Annotated in this window: 20 protein-coding genes and 1 pseudogene; 7 read left to right on the top strand and 14 right to left on the bottom strand. The window is 70.9% G+C overall.

Going from position 1 to position 21320, the window contains the following annotated elements; genetic code table 11:
• The 3 genes and pseudogenes from ABZE72_RS08205 to ABZE72_RS08195 all read right to left on the bottom strand — a co-directional run.
• Nucleotides 1-383, bottom strand: a pseudogene (locus ABZE72_RS08205) (zinc metalloprotease); the annotation flags it as partial.
• A gap of 142 nt (nucleotides 384-525) precedes the next feature.
• Entirely contained in the window at nucleotides 526-1242 is a 717-nt protein-coding gene (locus ABZE72_RS08200) for an HAD family hydrolase (RefSeq protein ID WP_372728525.1), read from the bottom strand.
• Nucleotides 1243-1256: 14 nt separating this feature from the next.
• Nucleotides 1257-3026 (bottom strand): proline--tRNA ligase, encoded by a 1770-nt coding sequence (locus ABZE72_RS08195; protein WP_372728524.1) that lies wholly within the window; start codon nucleotides 3024-3026, stop codon nucleotides 1257-1259.
• Between the two features lie 100 nt (nucleotides 3027-3126).
• Here ABZE72_RS08195 and ABZE72_RS08190 point away from each other — a divergent pair, with 100 nt between their 5' ends.
• Nucleotides 3127-4098, top strand: coding sequence for a hypothetical protein (locus ABZE72_RS08190; RefSeq protein WP_372728523.1), 972 nt, complete (start codon nucleotides 3127-3129; stop codon nucleotides 4096-4098).
• A gap of 6 nt (nucleotides 4099-4104) precedes the next feature.
• Here the strand turns inward: ABZE72_RS08190 and ABZE72_RS08185 are convergent, their stop codons facing one another.
• From ABZE72_RS08185 to dxr, 4 genes are read right to left on the bottom strand one after another with little or no spacing between them, the layout of a single operon-like run.
• A complete protein-coding gene (locus ABZE72_RS08185; protein ID WP_372728526.1) occupies nucleotides 4105-4944 on the bottom strand; it encodes a GNAT family N-acetyltransferase in 840 nt (279 codons plus the stop codon).
• 53 nt (nucleotides 4945-4997) lie between these two features.
• Nucleotides 4998-6149 (bottom strand): flavodoxin-dependent (E)-4-hydroxy-3-methylbut-2-enyl-diphosphate synthase, encoded by a 1152-nt coding sequence (ispG, locus tag ABZE72_RS08180; protein WP_372728522.1) that lies wholly within the window; start codon nucleotides 6147-6149, stop codon nucleotides 4998-5000.
• A gap of 52 nt (nucleotides 6150-6201) precedes the next feature.
• Entirely contained in the window at nucleotides 6202-7560 is a 1359-nt protein-coding gene (locus tag ABZE72_RS08175) for an RIP metalloprotease (protein WP_372728521.1), read from the bottom strand.
• Nucleotides 7557-8669 carry a 1-deoxy-D-xylulose-5-phosphate reductoisomerase gene (gene dxr, locus ABZE72_RS08170; protein ID WP_372728520.1) on the bottom strand — a complete coding sequence of 371 codons (1113 nt, stop codon included), beginning with the start codon at nucleotides 8667-8669 and terminating at the stop codon, nucleotides 7557-7559. Before dxr ends, ABZE72_RS08175 begins: the two co-directional genes overlap by 4 nt.
• 84 nt (nucleotides 8670-8753) lie before the next feature.
• On the opposite strand from dxr, the gene ABZE72_RS08165 reads away from it, so the two are divergent.
• Nucleotides 8754-10139, top strand: coding sequence for a polysaccharide deacetylase family protein (locus tag ABZE72_RS08165; protein ID WP_372728519.1), 1386 nt, complete (start codon nucleotides 8754-8756; stop codon nucleotides 10137-10139).
• 311 nt (nucleotides 10140-10450) lie between these two features.
• A complete protein-coding gene (ddaH, locus tag ABZE72_RS08160) occupies nucleotides 10451-11215 on the top strand; it encodes a dimethylargininase (protein ID WP_372728518.1) in 765 nt (254 codons plus the stop codon).
• 30 nt (nucleotides 11216-11245) lie between these two features.
• Here ddaH and ABZE72_RS08155 read toward each other — a convergent pair whose 3' ends face one another.
• Nucleotides 11246-12697 (bottom strand): M1 family metallopeptidase, encoded by a 1452-nt coding sequence (locus ABZE72_RS08155; protein ID WP_372728517.1) that lies wholly within the window; start codon nucleotides 12695-12697, stop codon nucleotides 11246-11248.
• Nucleotides 12698-12878: 181 nt separating this feature from the next.
• On the opposite strand from ABZE72_RS08155, the gene ABZE72_RS08150 reads away from it, so the two are divergent.
• From ABZE72_RS08150 to ABZE72_RS08135, 4 genes are read left to right on the top strand one after another with little or no spacing between them, the layout of a single operon-like run.
• Nucleotides 12879-13433 (top strand): hypothetical protein, encoded by a 555-nt coding sequence (locus tag ABZE72_RS08150; RefSeq protein WP_372728516.1) that lies wholly within the window; start codon nucleotides 12879-12881, stop codon nucleotides 13431-13433.
• Nucleotides 13352-13591 (top strand): RIO1 family regulatory kinase/ATPase, encoded by a 240-nt coding sequence (locus ABZE72_RS08145; protein WP_372728515.1) that lies wholly within the window; start codon nucleotides 13352-13354, stop codon nucleotides 13589-13591. The genes ABZE72_RS08150 and ABZE72_RS08145 overlap by 82 nt, the downstream gene beginning before the upstream one ends.
• 23 nt (nucleotides 13592-13614) lie before the next feature.
• Nucleotides 13615-14718, top strand: coding sequence for an LOG family protein (locus ABZE72_RS08140; protein ID WP_372728514.1), 1104 nt, complete (start codon nucleotides 13615-13617; stop codon nucleotides 14716-14718).
• Between the two features lie 30 nt (nucleotides 14719-14748).
• The gene (locus ABZE72_RS08135; RefSeq protein ID WP_372728513.1) at nucleotides 14749-16470 is read left to right on the top strand and encodes a TIGR03767 family metallophosphoesterase; all 1722 of its coding nucleotides are present in this window, start codon (nucleotides 14749-14751) and stop codon (nucleotides 16468-16470) included.
• Between the two features lie 30 nt (nucleotides 16471-16500).
• On the opposite strand, the gene rlmN is transcribed toward ABZE72_RS08135, so the two are convergent.
• The 6 genes from rlmN to ABZE72_RS08105 all read right to left on the bottom strand — a co-directional run.
• On the bottom strand, nucleotides 16501-17661 hold the full coding sequence (gene rlmN, locus ABZE72_RS08130) for a 23S rRNA (adenine(2503)-C(2))-methyltransferase RlmN (RefSeq protein WP_372728512.1): 1161 nt from the start codon (nucleotides 17659-17661) through the stop codon (nucleotides 16501-16503).
• A gap of 43 nt (nucleotides 17662-17704) precedes the next feature.
• The gene (locus ABZE72_RS08125; protein ID WP_372728511.1) at nucleotides 17705-18073 is read right to left on the bottom strand and encodes a hypothetical protein; all 369 of its coding nucleotides are present in this window, start codon (nucleotides 18071-18073) and stop codon (nucleotides 17705-17707) included.
• A 100-nt stretch (nucleotides 18074-18173) separates the two neighbouring features.
• Nucleotides 18174-19691, bottom strand: coding sequence for a glycerol kinase GlpK (gene glpK / locus ABZE72_RS08120; protein ID WP_372728510.1), 1518 nt, complete (start codon nucleotides 19689-19691; stop codon nucleotides 18174-18176).
• 30 nt (nucleotides 19692-19721) lie between these two features.
• Nucleotides 19722-20561 (bottom strand): MIP/aquaporin family protein, encoded by an 840-nt coding sequence (locus ABZE72_RS08115; protein WP_372728509.1) that lies wholly within the window; start codon nucleotides 20559-20561, stop codon nucleotides 19722-19724.
• Nucleotides 20562-20664: 103 nt separating this feature from the next.
• Nucleotides 20665-20994 carry a hypothetical protein gene (locus ABZE72_RS08110; protein WP_372728508.1) on the bottom strand — a complete coding sequence of 110 codons (330 nt, stop codon included), beginning with the start codon at nucleotides 20992-20994 and terminating at the stop codon, nucleotides 20665-20667.
• Nucleotides 20995-21072: 78 nt separating this feature from the next.
• Nucleotides 21073-21320: histidine phosphatase family protein (locus tag ABZE72_RS08105; RefSeq protein WP_372728507.1), on the bottom strand; the 248-nt coding region annotated here is incomplete at its 5' end.

Below are 21320 nucleotides of genomic sequence, written 5' to 3'. Positions count from 1 at the left end.
TTGAGCACGCTGATCTGCTGGCTGATCTGGGCGTCCGTCACGTCGCCGTTGCCGGAGCTGTCGCGCATCACGTGGACGTAGACCGGCACGGTGGCAACGGCGGCCGCGGCGGCTGCCGGCGTGATCCCGCGAGCGCGCAGCCGCGCCTTCGTGGACCGTTCGACGGCGCGCAGCTCCTGGGCGCTCAGGTCGCGGTGGTCCAGGCCCGAGCGCCCACCGCGGGCGGCGTCGGCCGAGTCGTGGTCGTCGGTGACCAGGCAGTTCGAGCCCGCCTCGCGGGCGGGTACCTGAGCCGAGGCCGGGGCGGTGAGCCCGGTCCCGAGGAGGGCCAGGGTGGTCAGGCCGGCGGCGGTGGTCGCGGCAAGGGTGCGGGAGATGCGCATGCGGTTCCTTCCAAGGGGGGCCGCTGGATCGCAGCAGCCGGGACTCGTGATGATGGCCCCGGCCGGAGGCGCAGCGGAACAGTCCCGCGCTGCGCACTTGTGCACTGCACGAACTCGCAACTCTGCCGCTGCGAGAGCGGTCTCAGCGCCAGGCGGAGACGATCGCGGGCACGTCACCGATGCGATGCGCCACCGCATCGGGCAGCCCTTCGGTGTGCCCGACCTGCTCGGCCGGGATGGTGCTGTGCGGAACGTGGATCGCGCGCATCCCGGCGTTCTGAGCTCCCCAGATGTCGTCGAAGAGCCGGTCCCCCACGTAGACGCAGCGGTCCGGCTCAAAGACGCCGACGGCCGCCATCGCCGCATGGAAGGCGTACGGCGACGGCTTCGTCCAGGGGAGCTCGCTGGTGTAGACGTCTGCGTGGATCAGGTGCCGCACGCCGTCGCGCTCGAAGATCGCCTCGTGCAGGGCGCGCGGCCAGATCGTGTTGGACAGCACGCCGACCTTGAGCCCGTCGGCGCGCAGCGCCTCCAGCATCGGGGCGACCTCCGGGTCGGTCCGGGTGTGCGGGTCCCAGAAGTCGAAGTACGCCGAGAGCCGCTCCGGGTCGTGGTCCAGGCCCGCCTGCGCGAAGACGTCGGCCAGGGTCGCGCTCTGCTGGTGGTCACGCGAGCGCCCCCAGATCGCGGCGCCGGCCGCGTGCAGCCGGGCGCTGATCTCCGACAACTCGTGGCGCGCGTTCACCACCGCGCGGGCCAGCACCCGTGCCTCGGCGTGGAAGTCGACGGTGTGCCACGGCGTGAGGGTGCCGCCCCAGTCAAAGATGACGGCCTCGACCCCGCCGGTGGCCCCGCCCATCTCGCCCGCCGGGGTCAGGAGCGGACGAGGCGCACGACGTGGTCCACGACGTGGTCGGCTGCCACCTGCTCCTGCTCGCCGCTGGCCCGGTGCTTGACCTCGATGACGCCGTCCGCCAGACCCTTGCCGACCACGACGATGGTCGGGATACCGATCAGCTCGGCGTCCTTGAACTTCACCCCGGGGCTGATCTTGCCCGCGCGGTCGTCGTAGAGCACCTCGATGCCCTGGGAGCTGAGCTCGTGGGCGATCCGCTCGGCAGCACTGAACAGAGTGGCGTCCTTCCCGGCCGCCACGATGTGCACGTCCGCGGGCGCCACCTCGCGGGGCCAGGAGAGACCGATCTCGTCGAGGGTGCCCTCCGCGATGGCGGCGACGGCACGCGAGGGGCCGATGCCGTAGGAGCCCATCGTCACGGTGACGAGCTTGCCGTTCTCGTCGAGGACCTTGAGGTCGAGTGCCTCGGCGTACTTGCGACCCAGCTGGAAGATGTGGCCCATCTCGATCCCGCGAGCCGACTCCAGCGTGCCCTCGGTGCAGCTCGGGCAGGCGTCACCGTCGCGGACCTCGGCGGCCTCGATGGTGCCGTCCGCGGTGAAGTCGCGACCGGCCACCAGGTCGATCACGTGGCTGCCGTCGACGTCGGCGCCGGTCACCCAGCGGCTGCCCTCGACCACGCGGGGATCGACGAGGTAACGGATCCCGCTCGTGCTCTCCTCACCGAGCACGCCGGGCCCGATGTAACCCTTGACCAGGCTCGCGTGCTGGGCGAAGTCCGCCTCACCGAAGGGCTCCACCTCGATCGGCTCGAGCTGACCTTCCAGTCGCTTCTGGTCGACCTCGCGGTCGCCGGGCAGGCCGATGGCCACCGGCTCGCGGGTGCCGTCGGGGTACTTGAGGACGACGAGGACGTTCTTCAGGGTGTCCGCGGCCGCCCAGGACCGGTCCTCGCGGGGGAACTTCTCGTTGAGGTGGTCGACCAGCAACTCGATGGTCGGGGTGTCGGGCGTCGACTCTGCGTGCGCGGCAGGGACGTCGTCGTACCCGACGGGCGCGGGCGGGCGGACCTGGACGGCCTCGACGTTGGCGGCGTAGTCGCAGTGGGTGCAACGGACATAGGTGTCCTCCCCCACGTCCGCGCGCGCCAGGAACTCCTCCGACTTCGAGCCACCCATCGCACCCGAGGTCGCCTTGACGATCACGTACTCGAAACCGAGCCGATCGAAGATCCGGATGTAGGCGTCGCGGTGCTGCTGGTAGCTCGCCTCCAGTCCGGCGTCGTCGACGTCGAAGGAGTAGGAGTCCTTCATCACGAACTCACGACCGCGCAGGAGCCCGGCGCGCGGACGCGCCTCGTCGCGGTACTTCGTCTGGATCTGGTAGATCGACAGCGGCAGGTCCTTGTACGACGAGTACAGGTCCTTCACGACGAGGGTGAACATCTCCTCGTGCGTGGGGCCGAGCAGGTAGTCGTTGCCCTTGCGGTCCTTGAGCCGGAAGATGCCGTCGCCGTACTCGGTCCAGCGGCCGGTCGCCTCGTAGGGCTCACGGGGCAGCAGCGCGGGGAACGAGAGCTCCTGGGCGCCGATCGCGTCCATCTCCTCGCGGATGATCGACTCGACCTTGCGTAGCACCCGCAGGCCGAGCGGGAGCCAGGTGTAGATGCCGGGGGCGGCGCGTCGGATGTAGCCCGCGCGGACCAGGAGCCGGTGGCTCGGCACCTCGGCGTCCGCGGGATCGTCACGCAGGGTCCGCACGAACAGGCTCGACATCCGAAGAATCATGCGGGCAAGGCTACTGGTCCCCGCGACAACCTTTCGCAGCCCGTCGACGTCTCCCCTGACGGGACCGGAAGAAGCCCGGTCATGACCTCGGGAGCACCCCATGCGGACACCACTCAGAGCCTCCACCCTTGCCCTGCTCGCGGCCGTCACGACCCTGCTCGGCGGGGTCGGTCCGAGCGCCGCCGTACCCGAGACCGAACTCAAGCCTGCTCGGATCGAGCGCGGGGACGACATCCGGGTCCCCCACGTGGAGGACCGGACCATCGTCGACGGCGACCTTCGGGTCCCGGTGAAGGGCCGGTCGGTCACCCTGCTCGGTGTCTCGGGCGAGGACTACGTCGTCGTCACCACGCACTCCCGTCGCCCCCAGCACCGCACGGTGCGAATCAGTCCGGACGGCCAACGCCGGCTCCTGCTGCGGGGGATCACGGTGTGGAACCAGGTGCTGGCGGACGACGGCAGCCGGATCGCCGTCCTGCACCACCGCCGCGCCGCACGCACCACGGTGGCCGTCCACGACGCGGAGAGCGGTGAGCGCGTCGGAAAGGCCGCCTTCCGTGGCTACCGCGACGTGCTGGACTTCGCCGAGGAGCGGATCGCCCTGGGCGGCAACAACCCGGGCCGCACCGTGGTCTGGGACGTCGAGGCAGGGACCCGACGCCAGGTGGCGCCCCGGTACGGCTATGCCGCCGACCTCCGGCGCAACCGGCTCGCGACGTACACCGGCGACCCGTACGACGGCGGCTGCTCGGTGGTGAGCACGCTCGAGAAGCCGCGTCGTCATCTCTGGACGTCGTGCTCGGAGCGGGTGCACGCCTTCTCGCCGTCCGGGTGGCGGATGGCGACGATCCACATCCTCGCCGACGGGCTCGGTCCGAACGAGGTCCGGCTCCGCACGATCCGGGGCAAGGTCCTGGCGCGCTACACCACCTACTGGTTCGGCCAGGTCTGGTGGGAGTCCGGACGTGACCTGTTGCTGGACACCAACGGTCGCCGCAAGAGCGCCGTCGTCCGCTGTGCGATCCGGGACTGCGAGCGGGCCACCGACCTCGAGGAGACCGAGACACCGTGAGGTCGATCAGAACATGACGGTGGCGAACCGGGCGGTCTCCTCGAAGCCCACCCGTCCGTAGACCCGGCGCGCTGCGTTGTTCCAGTGGTTGACGTAGAGCGAGACCACCGGGGCGATCTCGGCCTGCACCAGCTCCACGACCGCTGCCATGCCGGCCGTCGCCAGGCCCTCGCCACGGCGGTCCGGCGCCACCCAGACGCCCTGCACCTGGGCGGCGTGCTTGGTCGCGCAGGCGACCTCGGCCTTGAACACGAGGCGTCCCTCGTCGAAGCGGGCGAAGGACCAGCCCCGGTTCGCCAGCTGGGTGACCCGGGCCCGGTAGAGGTCGGCCCCGCCTCCGGCCTCGGGCGACAACCCGACCTCCTCGGTGTACATCGCCACGCACGCGGGGTAGAGCTCGTCGAGGTCGGCGAGGGTGGTCCGGCGTACCAGCGGGTCGGACGGGATCGCGGGCGCACCGGAGATCTCCAGATGGGGCTGGTTCCAGCGGGTCTCCCGCGGTTCCCCCCAGCTCTGCGCCACGCCCTCCCAGAACACCTCGACGGCCTCGTGCGGCCCGACGATCGTGGAGACCGTGCGGCCGCGCGACATCGCGCGGTCGGCGAAGGCGGCCGCGTCCTCGCGGGCGGCACCGATCGTGACCAGGTTGGCGCCCACGTGGCACGCGGCTCGCAGCCGACCGCCCTCGAAGCGGCCCCACATCTCCCCGCCCAGCCAGCGGGGCTCGAGGTTCGTGGTGCGGGCGCGGTACAGGGCGAAGACGTTGACGACCGGGTCGAGCTCGGCAAGCTCCACGAACGCCCCGAGGTCTCGGGCATCGAGAGGACGGACGCCGTGGCGCGACATGAGCACGACAGCAGCGTATCTGGCCGGAGCCGGTCAGATCGCCTGGACGGCGACTAGGAGACGCTGACCTGGGCGGTGGCGCCGTCGACCGACTCCATGCCCTCGGCGATCTTCATCGCCTCCTCGATCAGGGTCTCGACGATCTTGGACTCGGGCACGGTCTTGATCACCTCGCCCTTGACGAAGATCTGGCCCTTGCCGTTGCCGGAGGCCACCCCGAGGTCGGCCTCGCGGGCCTCGCCGGGTCCGTTCACCACGCAACCCATCACGGCGACGCGCAGCGGCACCTCGAGCCCGTCGAGCCCGGCGGTGACCTCCTCGGCGAGCTTGTAGACGTCGACCTGGGCGCGCCCGCAGGAGGGGCAGGAGACGATCTCGAGCTTGCGCGGACGCAGGTTGAGCGACTGCAGGATCTGGATACCGACCTTGACCTCCTCCACCGGGGGCGCGGAGAGCGAGACCCGGATCGTGTCCCCGATCCCCTGGGACAGCAGGGCCCCGAAGGCGGTCGCGGACTTGATCGTGCCCTGGAAGGCGGGTCCGGCCTCGGTCACCCCGAGGTGGAGCGGCCAGTCCCCCGCCTCGGCGAGCAGCTCGTAGGCACGCACCATCACCACGGGGTCGTTGTGCTTGACCGAGATCTTGAAGTCGCGGAAGCCGTGCTCCTCGAAGAGGCTGGCCTCCCAGACGGCGGACTCCACGAGCGCCTCCGGCGTCGCCTTGCCGTACTTCTCCATGATCCGCTTGTCGAGGCTGCCGGCGTTGACGCCGATCCGGATGCTGGTACCGCGGTCCTGGGCCGCCTTGGCGATCTCCTTGACCTGGTCGTCGAACTTGCGGATGTTGCCGGGGTTGACCCGGACGGCCGCGCAGCCGGCGTCGATCGCGGCGTAGACGTACTTCGGCTGGAAGTGGATGTCGGCGATCACCGGGATCTGGGAGTGCTGGGCGATCTGGGCCAGGGCGTCGGCGTCGTCCTGACTGGGGCAGGCCACCCGCACGATGTCGCAGCCGGTCGCGGTGAGCTCCGCGATCTGCTGCAGCGTCGCGTTCACGTCCGAGGTGAGCGTCGTGGTCATCGACTGCACCGAGATCGGGGACTGGCTGCCGACGCCGACCTTGCCGACCTGGATCTGGCGGGTGGGACGACGCGGGGCGAGCACCGGAGGGGGTGCCTCCGGCATGCCGAGGCTGATGGCGGTCATGACCTCAGGTTACTGGTCATCGCCCGGAACGCGGCCAGCGCGGTCGTCGCCCTCAGGAGTACAGGCGCAACGGGACGACGAGGTCCCCGACGATGAGCACGACGCCCATCAGCAGCAGGACCGAGGCCACCATGTAGGCGACCGGCAGCAGCTTGGCCACGTCCACGTACCCGGGGTCCGGACGGCCGCGCAGCCGGGCGAACCCTCGGCGCACCGCCTCCCACAGCGCGCCCGCGATGTGGCCACCGTCGAGCGGCAGGAGGGGGATGAAGTTGAACATCCCGATGAAGAAGTTGAAGCCGGCGATCAGCATCAGCAGGAAGACGGCCTTGTCCTTCACCGGGAAGCCCTCGTACGAGACGGTCTCGCCCGCGAGGCGACCGCCGCCCACGATGCTGACCGGGCTGTCGATCGCGCGCTCCTCGAGCCCGACGATGGCACGGGCCACGCCCCACACCTTGGCCGGCAGCGTGCCCAGGGCCACCACGGTGTCCTTGGTCATCGTGCCCATCTCGCGCAGGGTGTAGCCCAGGCCGCCGGTGGCGACGTACGTCGTCGGGGTGACCCCGAGGAAGCCGACCTCGCGCAGGGTCTCGTCGCTCTGCGAGGTCGGTCGGGCCTCGACGGTGGTGTTGGTCCGACCGGTCAGCCGCTCGCCGTCGCGCAGGTAGGTGATCACGGTGTCGCCGTCGTCGTTGGCCCGGATCATCTCGCGCAGCTGGTCCCAGTCGGTGACGGGTCGGCCGTTGAACGTGACGATCTGGTCGCCCGGGAGCAGGCCGGCCTTCGCGGCGGGGCTGATCGGGTCGGACTCCTCGCAGGTGAAGCGCTCCTCCACGTAGGGGATCACGCACTGCGAGACGGTGCTGATGACCGGCGGGCCCTCCTCGACCCGGATGTCACCGGCGTTGCCGTAGGTGGCGAAGACACCGGCGAAGATGACGAAGGCGATCAGCAGGTTGACCGACGGCCCCCCGGCCATCACGACGACCTTCTTCCACCACGGCATCCGGTAGAAGAGGCGCTCGGAGTCCTCGGGCCGGATCGTCTCCCACTCCGCGGCGCGCGCGTCCGAGATGAGCTGGGTGAACATGCCGGTGTTCGACTTGCGCACCCGCACCACCTGGTTGCCCTGGGCGTCCACGGTGACCTGCTCGGCCAGCGTCTCGGCCCCCGGCGGGAGCATGCCGACGATCTTGACGTACCCGCCGAGCGGGATCGCCTTGACGCCGTACTCGGTCTCCCCGACCTGCTTGCTCCACACCGTGGGGCCGAAGCCGATGAAGTACTGGGTGACCTTCCCGCCGAAGCTCTTGGCCGGGATCATGTGGCCGAGCTCGTGCAGACCGATCGAGGCGAGGATGGCGACCACGAAGATCACCACGCCGAGCGTGTAGTAGACGACGCTCATCGCGCACCCTCCTGGGCCGAGCCCTCGATCATGCTGGCGGCGCGCTCTCGCGCCCACCCGTCGGCGGCCAGGATGGCGTCGACGGTCAGCTCCTGCTCCGAGGGTACGTCGTGCTCGGTCAGCACGGCGGCGATCGTGTCCACGATCCCGGTGAAGGCGAGCCGTCCGCGGCGGAAGGCATCGACGCAGGCCTCGTTGGCAGCGTTGTACACCGCCGGGGCCGTCCCGCCTGCGGCGCCCGCGCGACGAGCCAGCTCGACCGCCGGGAAGGCCTCGTCGTCGAGTGGGTGGAACTCCCAGGTCTCCGGTCGGGTCCAGTCGACCGCAGCGGCTGCGTCCGGCACCCGGTCGGGCCAGGCCAGGCCCAGGGCGATCGGGATCGCCATGGTCGGCGGGCTCGCCTGGACGAGGGTGGAGCCGTCGGCGAACTCGACCATGGAGTGCACGACGCTCGTGGGGTGGACCACCACGTCGATCCGGTCGAAGTCGATGCCGAAGAGCAGGTGGGCCTCGATCACCTCGAGGCCCTTGTTGACCAGCGTGGCCGAGTTGATCGTGATCACCGGACCCATGTCCCAGGTCGGGTGGTTCATCGCCTCCTCGGGGGTCACCTCGGCCAGCTGCTCGCGCGTCCGGCCGCGGAAGGGACCGCCGCTGGCGGTGAGCACGAGACGACGCACCTCGGCGGCGGTGCCGCCGCGCAGGCACTGGGCGATGGCGGAGTGCTCGGAGTCGACCGGGACGATCTGGCCGGGCGCCGCGCGCTCCAGCACGAGGGGGCCGCCCATGATCAGCGACTCCTTGTTGGCCAGCGCGAGCGTGGTGCCGGCGTCGAGGGCGGCCAGCGTCGGCAGCAGACCGACCGCGCCGGTGATGCCGTTGAGGACGACGTCCGCGGGTCGGCCGGCGGCCTCGACGGAGGCCTCCTCGCCGAGGCCGTGGAAGGCGGGTCGGAACTCCTCCACCTGACGAGCGAAGAGATCGGGGTGGGATCCGCCGGCGGTCAGCCCGACCACCCGGAACCGGTCGGGGTTGGCGCGGACCAGGTCGAGGGCCTGGGTGCCGATGGACCCGGTCGAACCGAGGATCACCACGTCGCGAGTTGTCACCGGGTCATCCTCTCAGCAGGCCCCGGCGATCGAGTTGTCGGATTCCGCTGCGGCCCGGGCCGGCGTCCCCGCAGGCTGGGGCGCGTGCTCCCGTTGTCGTCACGGCCCGTGATCGCCGGTCTCCTTGCCCTTGGGCTCGCGACCACGCTGCTGGCGGGCACCGGGTCGGTCGACGCCCAAGCGGTGCCCGGACGGGCACCCTGCTCGGCCGGGAACGTCTCGCTCACCTTCGACGACGGACCGTCGGCGCACACCCCCGGACTGGTGCGCAGCCTGCGCGAGCTGCGGGTGCCGGCCACCTTCTTCATGGTCGGCCAGCGGGTGGCGGCCGAGCCCGCGACCGCTCGTCTGGTCTCCCGCAGCGGGTTCCTGGTGGCCAACCACAGCCATGCGCACGCCGCCATGACCCGGCAGTCCGATCGTGAGATCACCCGGACGCTGCGCTCGACGCACCGGCTGCTCACCCGGGTCGGTGCCCGGCCCACCCGCCTGATGCGTCCGCCGTACGGCGCGACCGACGCCCGCGTGGAGGCGGCGATCGCCCGGTCCGGCCACCGGTCCGTCCTGTGGGACGTGGATCCGCGTGACTGGGACGGATCGGCAGCCGCCACGATCGCGGCGCGGATCCTGGCCCAGCTCCGGCCGCACCGCAGCAACGTGGTGCTGCAGCACGACGGCATCCACAACTCCCCCGCGTCGATCGCGGCCGTCCCGCGCGTGGTGAACGAGGCCCGCCGGAGGGGCTATTGCTTCGTCGCGCTGGACGACGCCGGACAGCCGGGCTTCCCCGTGCCTCGGCTGTCGGTGAGCACCACCGACGCCCGCGAGGGCGAGAAGGCCACCGTCCGACTGCGGCTCGACCGGCCGACCGCCCGGGTGACCACCGTGCGTGTGCTGACCCGCGGCGCGAGCGCGCAAGGCGGACGCGACTTCGACTCCCGCCGTACGGTCGTTCGGTTCCCGGCCGGCAGCACCCGACGCACGCTGCGGATCCGCCTGCTGCGCGACGGGCTCGACGAGCCTGGGGAGATGTTCACCGTCGCCGTCGACCGACCGCGAGGGCTCCACCTCCCGGACCAGTCGCAGCTGAAGGTGAGGATCACCGATCGCGATCGAGAGCCGGCGCTGGCCGCGGTGGACCTCACGGTCGAGGAGCCGCTCACCGACCAGCAGGTGCCGGTGACCGTGCGCCTGGGCCGACCGAGCGGTCGGCGGATCAGCCTCGTGGTGGCCACGGTGGCCGGCACCGCCGACGAGGGCGACTACGTCGCGCTGCGTCAGCGGATCGAGGTCCCTGCGGGCACGACGCAGGTGAGCGTCCCGGTCACGGTGCGCTCCGACACCGAGGTCGAGGAGGACGAGACGTTCGTCCTGCGGATCATCCGGGCCCGGTTCGCCCGGATCCTCAAGGCCGACGCGGTGGTGACGATCAGCGGGCAGGCGGCGGAGGAACGCCGCGGTCGGCGATGAGGGGTCGGCGACCGCGGTGCTGGGCGGATGACCGGCCACCGCGTTGACGAAGTCGTCGCCCTCGAGCGAGCGCAGGTCCAGATCGGACCGCGGGCGATGGCCCCGGCTGGTGGGTCGAATCCGGCGGTTCACCATGGGATGCAGCCGAAACATCACTTCCCATGGTCTGCAGAGCATGGGAAGCGTGGGTTGGTCTGCATCCCATGGTGAACCTGCGACATCTGAGGCTCATGTGAACGCCGACACCCACGTCTGCACCGACCCGGCCAGTGAGGCGCGCTCCCCGAGCATCAGCGTGTGAGCATGGCGCGATGGAACCTCGCCTCCTCGTCCGCCGCCCCAGCCCCCGCCTCGCCGACGGGCTGCTCACCCACCTCGAGCGCTCCGAGGTCGACGTCGACCTCGCCCAGGCGCAGTGGACCGAGTACGTCGCTGCCTTCGCCCGGGCCGGTTGGCAGGTGATCGAGGTCGAGCCCGCTCCGGACCTCCCCGACTCGGTCTTCGTCGAGGACACCGTGGTCATGTACGGCGACCTGGCGGTGCTGGCGCGCCCCGGAGCCGACGAGCGGCGACCCGAGGTCGACGCCACCGAGGCGATCGTGGCCGGCCTGGGCTACCGGGTGGCCAGGATCGAGAGTCCCGGCACGCTCGACGGCGGAGACGTGCTCAAGCACGACGGCACGGTCTGGGTCGGTCTGGGCGGACGCACCAACGCCGAGGGCCTGGCACAGCTGACCGACCTGCTGGAGCCGGAGGGCGCCCGCGTGATCGGCGTCGGCGTCAGCAAGGTCCTGCACCTCAAGTCGGCCGTGACCGCCCTGCCCGACGGCACCGTCGTCGGCCACGAGCCGCTCGTCGACGACCCCGAGGTCTGGGACCGGTTCCTGGCCGTGCCGGAGGAGGCCGGCTCGCATGTGGTGCTGCTCGACGGACGAACGGTGCTGATGGCGAGCAGCGCACCACTCACCCGCGCCCTGTTGCAACAGCGCGGACTGGAGGTGGTCGCGGTCGACATCAGCGAGTTCGAGAAGCTCGAGGGCTGCGTGACCTGCCTGTCGGTCCGGCTGCGCGGCTGAGCGCTCGGCAGCAACCGGGGGCCGCTCGCCTCAGAGCCCGTTGTCGGCGGTGCGTTCCGGCGCCACCGGGGCGATGAGCCAGGCCTCGAAGAACCCGTCGAGCTCCTCGCCGCTGATCTTCTCGGCCAGCCGCCGGAACTGGCCGGTCGACCCGGTGGAGCCGGCGCGCTCGCTGACCCAGGTCCGCAGCAGCGTCCAGAAGTCCTCCTCGCCGATCCGGTTGCGCAAGGCCTGCATCGCCATGGCTCCCCGCAGGTAGACCTCATGGTCGAAGAGATGGGACGGCCCGGGATCGCCGATCTTGAGCTGCCAGAACGTCGGGTCGTCGTCGAGGTCGGCGTACCGGTCGTCGAGCCAGGCCTGCGCCGTCGGGCCGCCGTGGGCCTCGTCGTAGGCGACCTCGAGGAAGGACGCCGAGCCCTCGTTCAGCCAGATGTCGCGCCAGCCGTGCAGCGCGACCGCGTCACCCAGCCACTGGTGGGCGAGCTCGTGCACCACGATGGACGACGAGCCGCGAGCAAGCACCGGGTAGGTGGGACGGGTCTGGTTCTCCAGCGCAAAGCCGGGGTTCAGGCTGGTGGTCAGGCCGCCGGTGGAGGCGAAGGGGTACTCCCCCAGCCGACCCTCGAGCCAGCTCACCACCCCCGGCGTGCGCTTCATCAGCCGCATCGAGCGATCTCGCGTCGGTTGCGGGATCCGCTTCGAGACCGCGACGTACCAGGGCAGTCCGCGATGGCTGCCCTGCCCGACCTCGAAACGACCGGCCGCGAAGAAGGCGAGGTAGGGCACCATCGGCTCCTCGGCACGCCAGTGGGTGGTGGCCAGCCGGCCGTGCACGCGACGGCTCACCTGCTGCCCGTTGGCGACCACCCGCTCACGGCGCGGCACCGTGATGTGGATGTCCATCCGGGCCCGGTCACGGGGATGGTCGTTGGCCGGGAACCACCACGGCGCCATGTGCGGCTCGTTCATCGTGACGACCTCGGTGTCGTCGGCCAGCCAGTTGCGCTCACCTCGCCAACCGATAGTGCCGGGTCGACCGGCGTAGCTGACCCGCACGCGGAAGACGGTCCCCGCCGCGATGGGCCGCCTCGGGGTGATCTGCAGCTCGTGCCGGTTCGGTTTGCGGAACTCGACCGGGCGCCCGGCGATCCGTACGCCGCGCACCGGCAGCAGCAGGTCCAGGTTGAACCGCGACAGCGCCTGCGTGGCCCGGATCGTCAACCGGGTGTGGCCACTCAACCTGCCCGACCCGAAGGAGTACCGGTCGTGCACCTGGTAGCGACGTACGTCGATCCCGCCGTTGCCGTCCAGGGGGAAGTAGGGGTCACCGATGCCGGCGGCTCCCGGACTGGCGGCCGCGGACGAGGCCATCACCTGCTCGGCAGCGGCAGGAAGCGTGCTGGCGCCGAGGCAGAGGGCGAGCAGCAGGCAGGCGGTCGCCCGGGCCGCGCCCGGGTGCCGGCCGAGTCGGTTCGTCACCCGGTGAACCTACCTGTCCCGGGCGCCCGAGAAAGCCGTTGTCCACAGGAGCCCGGGCCTGCTTCACTGCGAGGAGTTCCGGCAACCGGCCGGTGCCCGACGAGAGGAGCAGTCATGCGTACGACGGTCCTTGGCCTGCCCGCAGCCCACCTCCTCTCGACTCCCTGGAGCACCCACCGCGATGTCGCACCTCTTCGGCTCGTCCACCGAGCACCCCGATCAACCTGAGCACCCTGATCACCCGCACGACCTCGACCCCTCGTTCGTCTTCGACTTCACCGTCTACGACGACCGCGACGACACCTCCCAACGCTGGTCCACCTGGCTCAGCGTCGAACCCCTCTCCCGCGGCCCCGAGCCCCGACCCGACTGGGTCGTGACCTCCCAGGGCGCCATCGACACCGAGCTCAGTGTCCTGAAGACGGGCAAGGAGGCCGACGTCTTCCTGGTCGAACGCGGCGACCCCCGGGATCCGGACGCAGCGGTCGTGATGGCCGCGAAGCGCTACCGGAGCACCGAGCACCGCACCTTCCACCGCGCCGCCACCTACACCGAGGGTCGCTCCACCAAGCGCTCACGTGATGCCCGCGCCTGGCCCAGACCCGTGCGGAGCCCGCGCTGCTCCGCTCCTGGTTCGACCAGCTCCGCGAGGCGATGGTGCTGCTGGTCCGCGCCGGGCTCGCCCACGGGGACCTCTCGCCGTACAACATCCTCGCGGCGGGCGAACGGCTGGTGATCATCGATCTGCCGCAGGTCGTCGACCTCGCCGGCAACCCCGCCGGCCTCGACTTCCTGATGCGCGACTGCACGAACGTGTGCACGTGGTTCCGCGCCCGCGGGCTGGACGTCGACGAGCAGGAGCTCTTCGGTGAACTGATGGCCCACGCGTTCTGAGCGGCCCCGCTAGGTTCGCGGGTGTGAAGCGCACCCACGGACGGCTCGTCCACGTCGACACGCTGGCGGAGTTCGACCGCCGGATGGCCGCTGGGGCCAGCAACCTCTCGGGGTGGCGCATCCAGGGCGTCGACCTCACCGACCGCAGCAGCGACCTGGCCCGCTGCCGGGTCGGTGGCGCGACCTTCCTGGGCTGCCGGCTCTCCAGTGACACGGCGGCCTCGGTCCGGGCCGGGGGTGCGTTGGTCCTCCCGGTGATCCCGGACGTACCGATCGACACCTATCGCTCGCGTCTCTACACCGCCGACGAGCTCTACGACACCGTGTCGTACGCCGACTCGCTGGACGCGCGCGCCTACGCATGGTCGATGCAGGACCCCCGGGACCTGTCGGCCTCCGTCGAGGAGGAGGCCACCCTGGCCCGGTCGCTGCACGACCACGCGGTGGACCGGGCGCTGCGCAGCTGGGTCAGCGGACGACGGGTGGTCGGGGTGATGGGAGGCCACGCCCTGCGCCGCGGCGAGGCCGGGTACGCCGACGCGGCCAGGCTCGGCCGCCTGCTGGCCCGCCACGCCGTGGTCGCCACCGGTGGCGGGCCGGGCGCGATGGAGGCGGCCAACCTGGGGGCCTGGCTCGCCGGGCGCCCGGCGGCCGAGCTGGACGAGGCCCTGAGCATGCTGGCCGTTGTGCCCACGTACCGCCCCTCGATCGACGCCTGGGCGGCAGCGGCGTTCCGGGTGCGTGAGCACTTCGCGGGCGGGGTCGAGTCCCTGGCGATCCCGACCTGGCACTACGGCCACGAACCGCCGAACGTGCTCGCCACGGCGCTGGCCAAGTACTTCCGCAACGCCACCCGCGAAGCCGTGCTGCTCGAGGTCTGCGACGCCGGCATCGTCTTCCTGCCCGGCGCCGCGGGCACCGTCCAGGAGATCTTCCAGGACGCCTGCGAGAACTACTACGCCGACGAGTCGTCGCTGGCTCCCATGATCCTGGTCGGCAGGACCCACTGGACCGAGGACCTGCCGGCCTGGCCGCTGCTGCAGGCGCTGGCCCGGGAACGGACCATGGCCCCGATGGTGCACCTCGTGGACACGGTCGAGGAGGCAGCCGCCCTGCTCGCCGCGTGACCAAGGTGGTCCGTGCGTCGTTCACCCGGCATGGATCTGACTCGTCGCGGGCTCTTCCGCACCGGTGCCGTTCTCGGCACCGCGGGCGTCCTGGGCGGTTCGCTGGCCCAGAACGCCGTCGCCCGACCTGCCGCGAGCGTACGAGCCACCACGCTGCGTTGGGTCCTCGAGCGCGGACCGGGTGGGATCGGCGGCTACCGCAGGGTGGTGCGTCGCCCCGGGGAACGGCACCTGGTCAGGACCGACCTGGGGGTCGAGGCCCGGTCCGGCCGGCACCGCCGTCGGCGTGCGGTGCTCGCCTTCGCCCAGATCAGCGACGTGCACATCATCGACCACCAGTCCCCGGCACGGGTGGAGTTCCTCGACCGCTACGACGACACCACCGAGCCCGGCGATCCGGTGCCCGGCATCTTCGGCTCCGCCTACCGACCCGGCGAGATGCTCTCCGCCCAGGTGGCCGAGGCTGCGGTCCGCCAACTGAACCGGGTGCGTCGTGGCCCGGTGACCGGCGAGCCGCTGGCCTTCGTCATCCAGACCGGCGACAGCTCGGACAACTCGCAGTTCAACGAGATCCGCTGGAACATCGATCTCCTCGACGGCGGCCGGATCCGGCCCGACTCCGGCGACCTCGGACGCTACGAGGGCGTCATGGACGACGACACGACGTACTACGACACCCACTACTGGCACCCGGACGGCACCCCCGAGGGTCAGCAGGACGACCGGCCACGACGCAAGTACGGCTTCCCCACGCTGCCCGGCCTGCTGGACGCGGCACGACGGCCCTTCCGGGCTCAGGGCCTGAAGATGCCCTGGTACGCAGCCTTCGGCAACCACGACGGTCTCGCCCAGGGGAACTTTCCGGCCACCATGCAGTTGAGCCGACTCGCCGTCGGTCCCCTGAAGCTGATCACTCCCCCGGCCGGGTTGACCCAGACCGACCTGTACGACGCCGTCCGCGGCGACTACGCCGCGTTCGTCAACGGTCTCGCCCTGACCCCCTCGGTCCGCCATGTCACGGCGGACCCCGACCGCCGCATCCTGGCCCGGGCCGAGCTGGTCGAGGAGCACTTCACCACGACCGGCCGGCCGGTGGGGCATGGCTTCACCGAGACCAATCGCGCCGAGGGGACCGCCTACTACGCCTTCGACCGGGGCCGCGTGCGGTTCATCGTGCTCGACACCGTCAACCCCAACGGGGAGTCGAGCGGTTCGCTCGACCAGACCCAGTTCGCCTGGCTCGGGGCGCAGCTCGAGGCGGCCCGGGACCGCTACGTGGTGGTCTGCAGCCACCACACGGTCGACAGCATGGACAACCAGCTGGTCGGCACCGGCGGGGAGGCCGAGCGCCGGGTGCTGGGCGGCCAGGTGCTCGCCCTCCTGCTCGAGCACGACAACGTGCTCGCCTGGGTGAACGGCCACACCCACACCAACCAGGTCTGGGCCCGGTCCAGGGCTGGTGGCGGAGGTCTGTGGGAGATCAACACGGCCTCGCACATCGACTGGCCCCAGCAGTCCCGCCTGATCGAGATCGTCGACAACCGCGACGGGACACTGTCGATCTTCGCCACGATGCTGGACCACCAGTCACCGACGCGCCTGAACGGCAGGCTCGGCGGCATTCCGCAGCTGGCGTCGCTGGGCCGCGAGCTCGCCGCCAACGACTGGCACGAGCGTGAGTTCGACCGGCGGGGCCGTCGCGACGCCCGCAACGTCGAGCTGCTGCTGGCCAAGCCCGCACTCACGGACTGAGCCCGAGCGCCGGCGTTCAGTCGCAGGCGCTCACTCGGTCGCGGCCAGCTGCCCGCAGGCTCCGTCGATCTCGCTGCCGCGGGTGTCGCGGACCGTGGTGGGGATGCCCTTCGCCTCGAGCCGACGGACGAACTCGCGCTCGTCGGCCGGGTCCGAGGCGGTCCACTTCGAGCCGGGGGTCGGGTTCAGCGGGATCAGGTTGACGTGCACCCAGCCCCAGTCGCCGTAGGAGTTCAGGACGTCGCCGAGCAGGTCTGCACGCCACGCCTGGTCGTTGATGCCGCGCATCATCGCGTACTCGATCGACACGCGGCGCTTGGTGACCCGGGCGTAGTTCCAGGCCGCCTCGACGGTCTCGGCGACCGAGTAACGGGTGTTGATCGGGACCAGCTCGTTGCGGAGCTCGTCGTCGGGGGCGTGCAGGCTCAGGGCCAGCGTGACCGGGATGCCCTCCTCGGTGAGCTGGTTGATCCGCGGCACCAGGCCCACCGTCGAGACGGTGATCCCGCGGGCCGACATCCCCAGACCGTCGGGCGCCGGGTCGGTCAGCCGACGTACGGCGCCGATCACGGCCTTGTAGTTGGCCAGCGGCTCGCCCATGCCCATGAAGACGACGTTCGAGACCCGACCGGGGCCACCCGGCACCTCGTCGCGAGCCAGCGAACGCGCGCCGGCCAGCACCTGCTCGACGATCTCGGCGGTGGACATGTTGCGCTGAAGCCCACCCTGGCCGGTGGCGCAGAACGGGCAGGCCATCCCGCAGCCGGCCTGGCTGGAGACGCACATCGTGACCCGACCGGGGTAGCGCATCAGCACCGACTCGACGAGCGCGCCGTCGAACAACCGCCACAGCGTCTTGCGGGTGGTGCCCTTGTCCGCCTCCATGGTGCGGATCGGGGTCATCAGGTTCGGCAGCAGCGCGGCCACCAGCTCGTCACGCTGGGCGGCCGGCAGATCGGTCATCTCGGCCGGGTCGTCGACCAGCCGGGAGAAGTAGTGGGTGGACAGCTGCTTGGCCCGGAAGCCGGGCAGTCCCTGCTCCGTCAGGAGCGCGGTCCGCTCGGCGGCGGTGAGGTCGGCGAGGTGCCGAGGCGGCTTCTTGCGGCCTCGGGGCTCGTCGAAGACCAGCTGCAGGGGCTTGGCTCCGGCAGCGTCGGCGGTGGGTGCGTCGGGGGAAGGTGCGTCAGACATCAGACCCCGATCATCGCATCCGGGCCCGCAACGGGCCGATTCGTCACCCCTGGAACTCGACCATGTACCAGATGACGAGCATGGCGACGCCCACCACGACCACCAGGCTGACCGCCATCCCGATGAGCATGTAGAGCCCGAAGCGACGCGTCCGCGGCGCGGCCACCAAGGCTACGGGCGCGACGAGCGCGACCAGCACCAGCGGGAAGAGCTGCTCGGCGACCTGGTCGTCGAAGAGCGCGTTGAGCAGGGTGATGAAGGCGCCGGGCACCACGATCACGAAGACCAGCCCGGTGAAGAAGCCGGTCAACGCCGTGAACGTTGGGTGGTCGCGGTGCCACCAGTCGAGGTCCCGCTCGTCCGGCACGTCCGGACCGGTGTGGTGGTCGTCGGTGGTGCGGTGGGTGTCCATCACGGTCTTCCTCGTCGTCCGGAGTGGAGCCAGCATCTCACCCGGTCGGCACGCCCGGCAGTCGTGCCGACCGGATGAGAGGGCGTGTCGTGGTGGCCCCTCAGTCGACGTCCACCCAGTCGAGCGTCCGCTCGACCGCCTTCTTCCACTGGGTGTAACCCTGCTCGCGCTGCTGGTCGTCCCACTCCGGCGACCAGCGCCGGTCCTCGTTCCAGTTCTCCCGCAGCTCGTCGGTGCTCTCCCAGAAACCGACCGCGAGGCCCGCGGCGTAGGCAGCGCCCAGGGCGGTGGTCTCGGCCACCTCGGGACGGCTGACCTCGACCCCGAGCACGTCGGCCTGGATCTGCATGCAGAGCTCGTTCGCGGTCACCCCGCCGTCCACCTTGAGCACCTCCAGACGGACGCCGGAGTCCTTCTCCATCGCCTCGGCGACGTCGCGGCTCTGGTAGCAGATCGACTCCAGCGTGGCCCGGGCCAGGTGGGCGTTGGTGTTGAAGCGGGAGAGCCCGACGATCGCCCCGCGCGCATCCGAGCGCCAGTACGGCGCGAACAGCCCGGAGAAGGCGGGAACGAAGTAGACGCCGCCGTTGTCGTCGACCTGGCGGGCCAGCGACTCGCTCTGCGAGGCGCCGCTGATGATGCCCAGCTGGTCCCGCAGCCACTGCACGGCCGAGCCGGTGACCGCGATCGACCCCTCGAGGGCGTAGACGACCTCGTCCTCGCCGAACTTGTAGCAGACGGTGGACAGCAGCCCGGACTTCGAGCGGACGAGTTCGTTGCCGGTGTTGAGCAGCATGAAGTTGCCGGTGCCGTAGGTGTTCTTGGCCTCGCCCGGGGCGAAGCAGACCTGACCGACGGTGGCCGCCTGCTGGTCGCCGAGGATCCCGGTCAGCTTCACCTCGCCACCGAGCGGTCCGTCGATGCGGGTGACGCCGTACGCCTTGGGGTCGCTGGAGGACCGGATCTCCGGGAGCATCGCCCGCGGGATGTCGAAGAGCGCGAGCAGTTCGTCGTCCCACTCCAGCGTTTCGAGGTCCATCAGCATGGTGCGGCTGGCGTTGGTCACGTCGGTGACATGGACGCCCCCGTCCGTCCCGCCGGTCAGGTTCCACACCACCCAGGAGTCGGTGTTGCCGAAGAGAGCGTCCCCGGTCTCGGCGGCCTCGCGCACCCCGTCGACGTTCTCGAGGATCCACTGGATCTTGCCCCCGGAGAAGTACGTCGCGGGCGGCAGCCCGGCCTTGTGCCGGATCAGGTCCCCGTGGCCGTCACGCTCGAGCTTGGAGGCGATCCGGTCGGTCCGGGTGTCCTGCCACACGATCGCGTTGTAGTACGGGCGCCCGGTCCTGCGGTTCCAGACCACGGTGGTCTCGCGCTGGTTGGTGATGCCGAGTGCGGCCAGGTCGTCGGCCTGGATCCCTGCCTTGCTCATCGCCTTCTGGATCACCGAGCGGGTGCGCTCCCAGATCTCCACCGGGTCGTGCTCGACCCAGCCGGCCTGCGGCATGATCTGCTCGTGCTCGAGCTGGTGGCGCGCCACCTCGCTCCCGGAGTGGTCGAAGATCATGAAGCGCGTGCTGGTGGTGCCCTGGTCGACGGCACCGACGTAGTCAGCCATGGAGGTCCTGCTTTCTGTGGAGTGCGGTGGTCACCGGTTGGGGAGGGGCTCGCTGACGGCTTCCTCGGACGTGGCCTCGGGCTCGAGGGGGTGGTCCTCGATCAGGATCTTGAACAGGAAGCCGCCGAGCAAGCCGCCGAGCAGCGGCGCGACGATCGGCAGCCAGAAGTAGAGCTGGTCGTTCTGGTCCCGCATCGCCCCGCCGTACCCGGTGAGCAGCGACGCGATCCGAGGACCGAAGTCGCGGGCGGGGTTGATGGCGTAGCCGGCGTTGGCGCCCCAGGCCATGCCGATGCCGACGACGAGCAGGCCGATGATGAACGGGCCGAGGTTGGCCAGGGGCGGGTTGTTCCACGCTGCGGTGAGCGCGAAGATCACGAAGACCAGGATGGCGGTGCCGATGACCTGGTCCAGGAAGGCGGTCGGGATGCTGACCGGACCGGAACCGTTGCCGGGGAGGGTCGAGAAGATGCCCTGGGTCTTGATCGTGTGGTCGGGGTCGACCGCGGCGATCAGGTCGGCGTACCCCACCCGGACGATCAGGGCGGCCACGAAGGCGCCGGCCGTCTGCGCCAGGGAGTAGGGCAGCACCTTGCGCCAACTGAACCCCTGGAAGGCGGCGAGCGCCAGGGTCACGGCCGGATTGAGGTGGGCCCCGGAACGACGGGCTGCGACGTAGACCCCGAGGGTGACCCCGATCCCCCAACCCCAGGCGATCGAGTCGTGGTCCCCCAGGCTGCCGTCGCCCGCGGTGACGACCTGGGCGACGACGCCGACCCCGAGCAGGATCAGGATCATCGTGCCGGCGAACTCGGCGGCCAGCTCCCCGACGAGCGGATTCCTGCGGCCGGTGGTGCCGTTGCTGCTCATTGCTGCTCCTCACCGATGCACCCCGAGGCGCACCTGTCGGAGCGCCTCTACCCAGAGGACGGGGGTCCCACACCTGGACCGAGGAGTCCGGGACGATGTCGCGCTAGAGCAGCTCGGGCAGCAGCACGGCGACGTACGTCGCAGCCACGGCGAGAATGCCGACCGCCACGCCGAGCAGCAGCCCCCGACCACGCCGCCGGCGGGAACTGCTCACCACCACGGACAGCGCTGCCGCCACCGGGAGCACGCCGAGCCCCACGAAGACGACCGTGAGGGCGAGGTCGAGCAGCTCCTCCCCGCCCAACCCGAAGGCCACGAAGATGAAGGCCACCACCCACAGCGAGCCGATCGCGGCACCGAGCACGAACCCCAGCAGGATCCGGAGCGGGCTCAGCCCGGCTCCGGACGCGGCCGGCGGGACAGGCGTGGTCATCGGGGCTCCTTCGGTCGGCGCTTCGTGGCCAAGATCCCACTCCCGGGAGCGTCCCGGAGCCGAATCCACCACGACGTCTCAGACCTCCAGGACGACCAGGCCAGGGTGGGAGAGGCGCTGCCAGCGATCCAGGTCGAGGGCCGCGCCCGACACGGCTGCCGCGACCAGCGCCCAGGCGGTGGCGTGCCCGATCAGCACCACGTCCTCGTCGGCATGCACCTCGAGCACGCGTCGTATGGCGGGAACGACCCGGTCGCGGCAGGCGGCCAGCGACTCCCCCGCGACCTCGCGCAGTTCCTCGAGGATCCCGACGTCCTGCTCGGTCA

The sequence above is a fragment of the Nocardioides sp. genome (assembly GCF_041600255.1).
Classification (GTDB): domain Bacteria; phylum Actinomycetota; class Actinomycetes; order Propionibacteriales; family Nocardioidaceae; genus Nocardioides.
The sequence above is the reverse complement of the archived record's forward strand: the minus strand, read 5'-3'. Positions and strand labels throughout refer to the sequence as shown.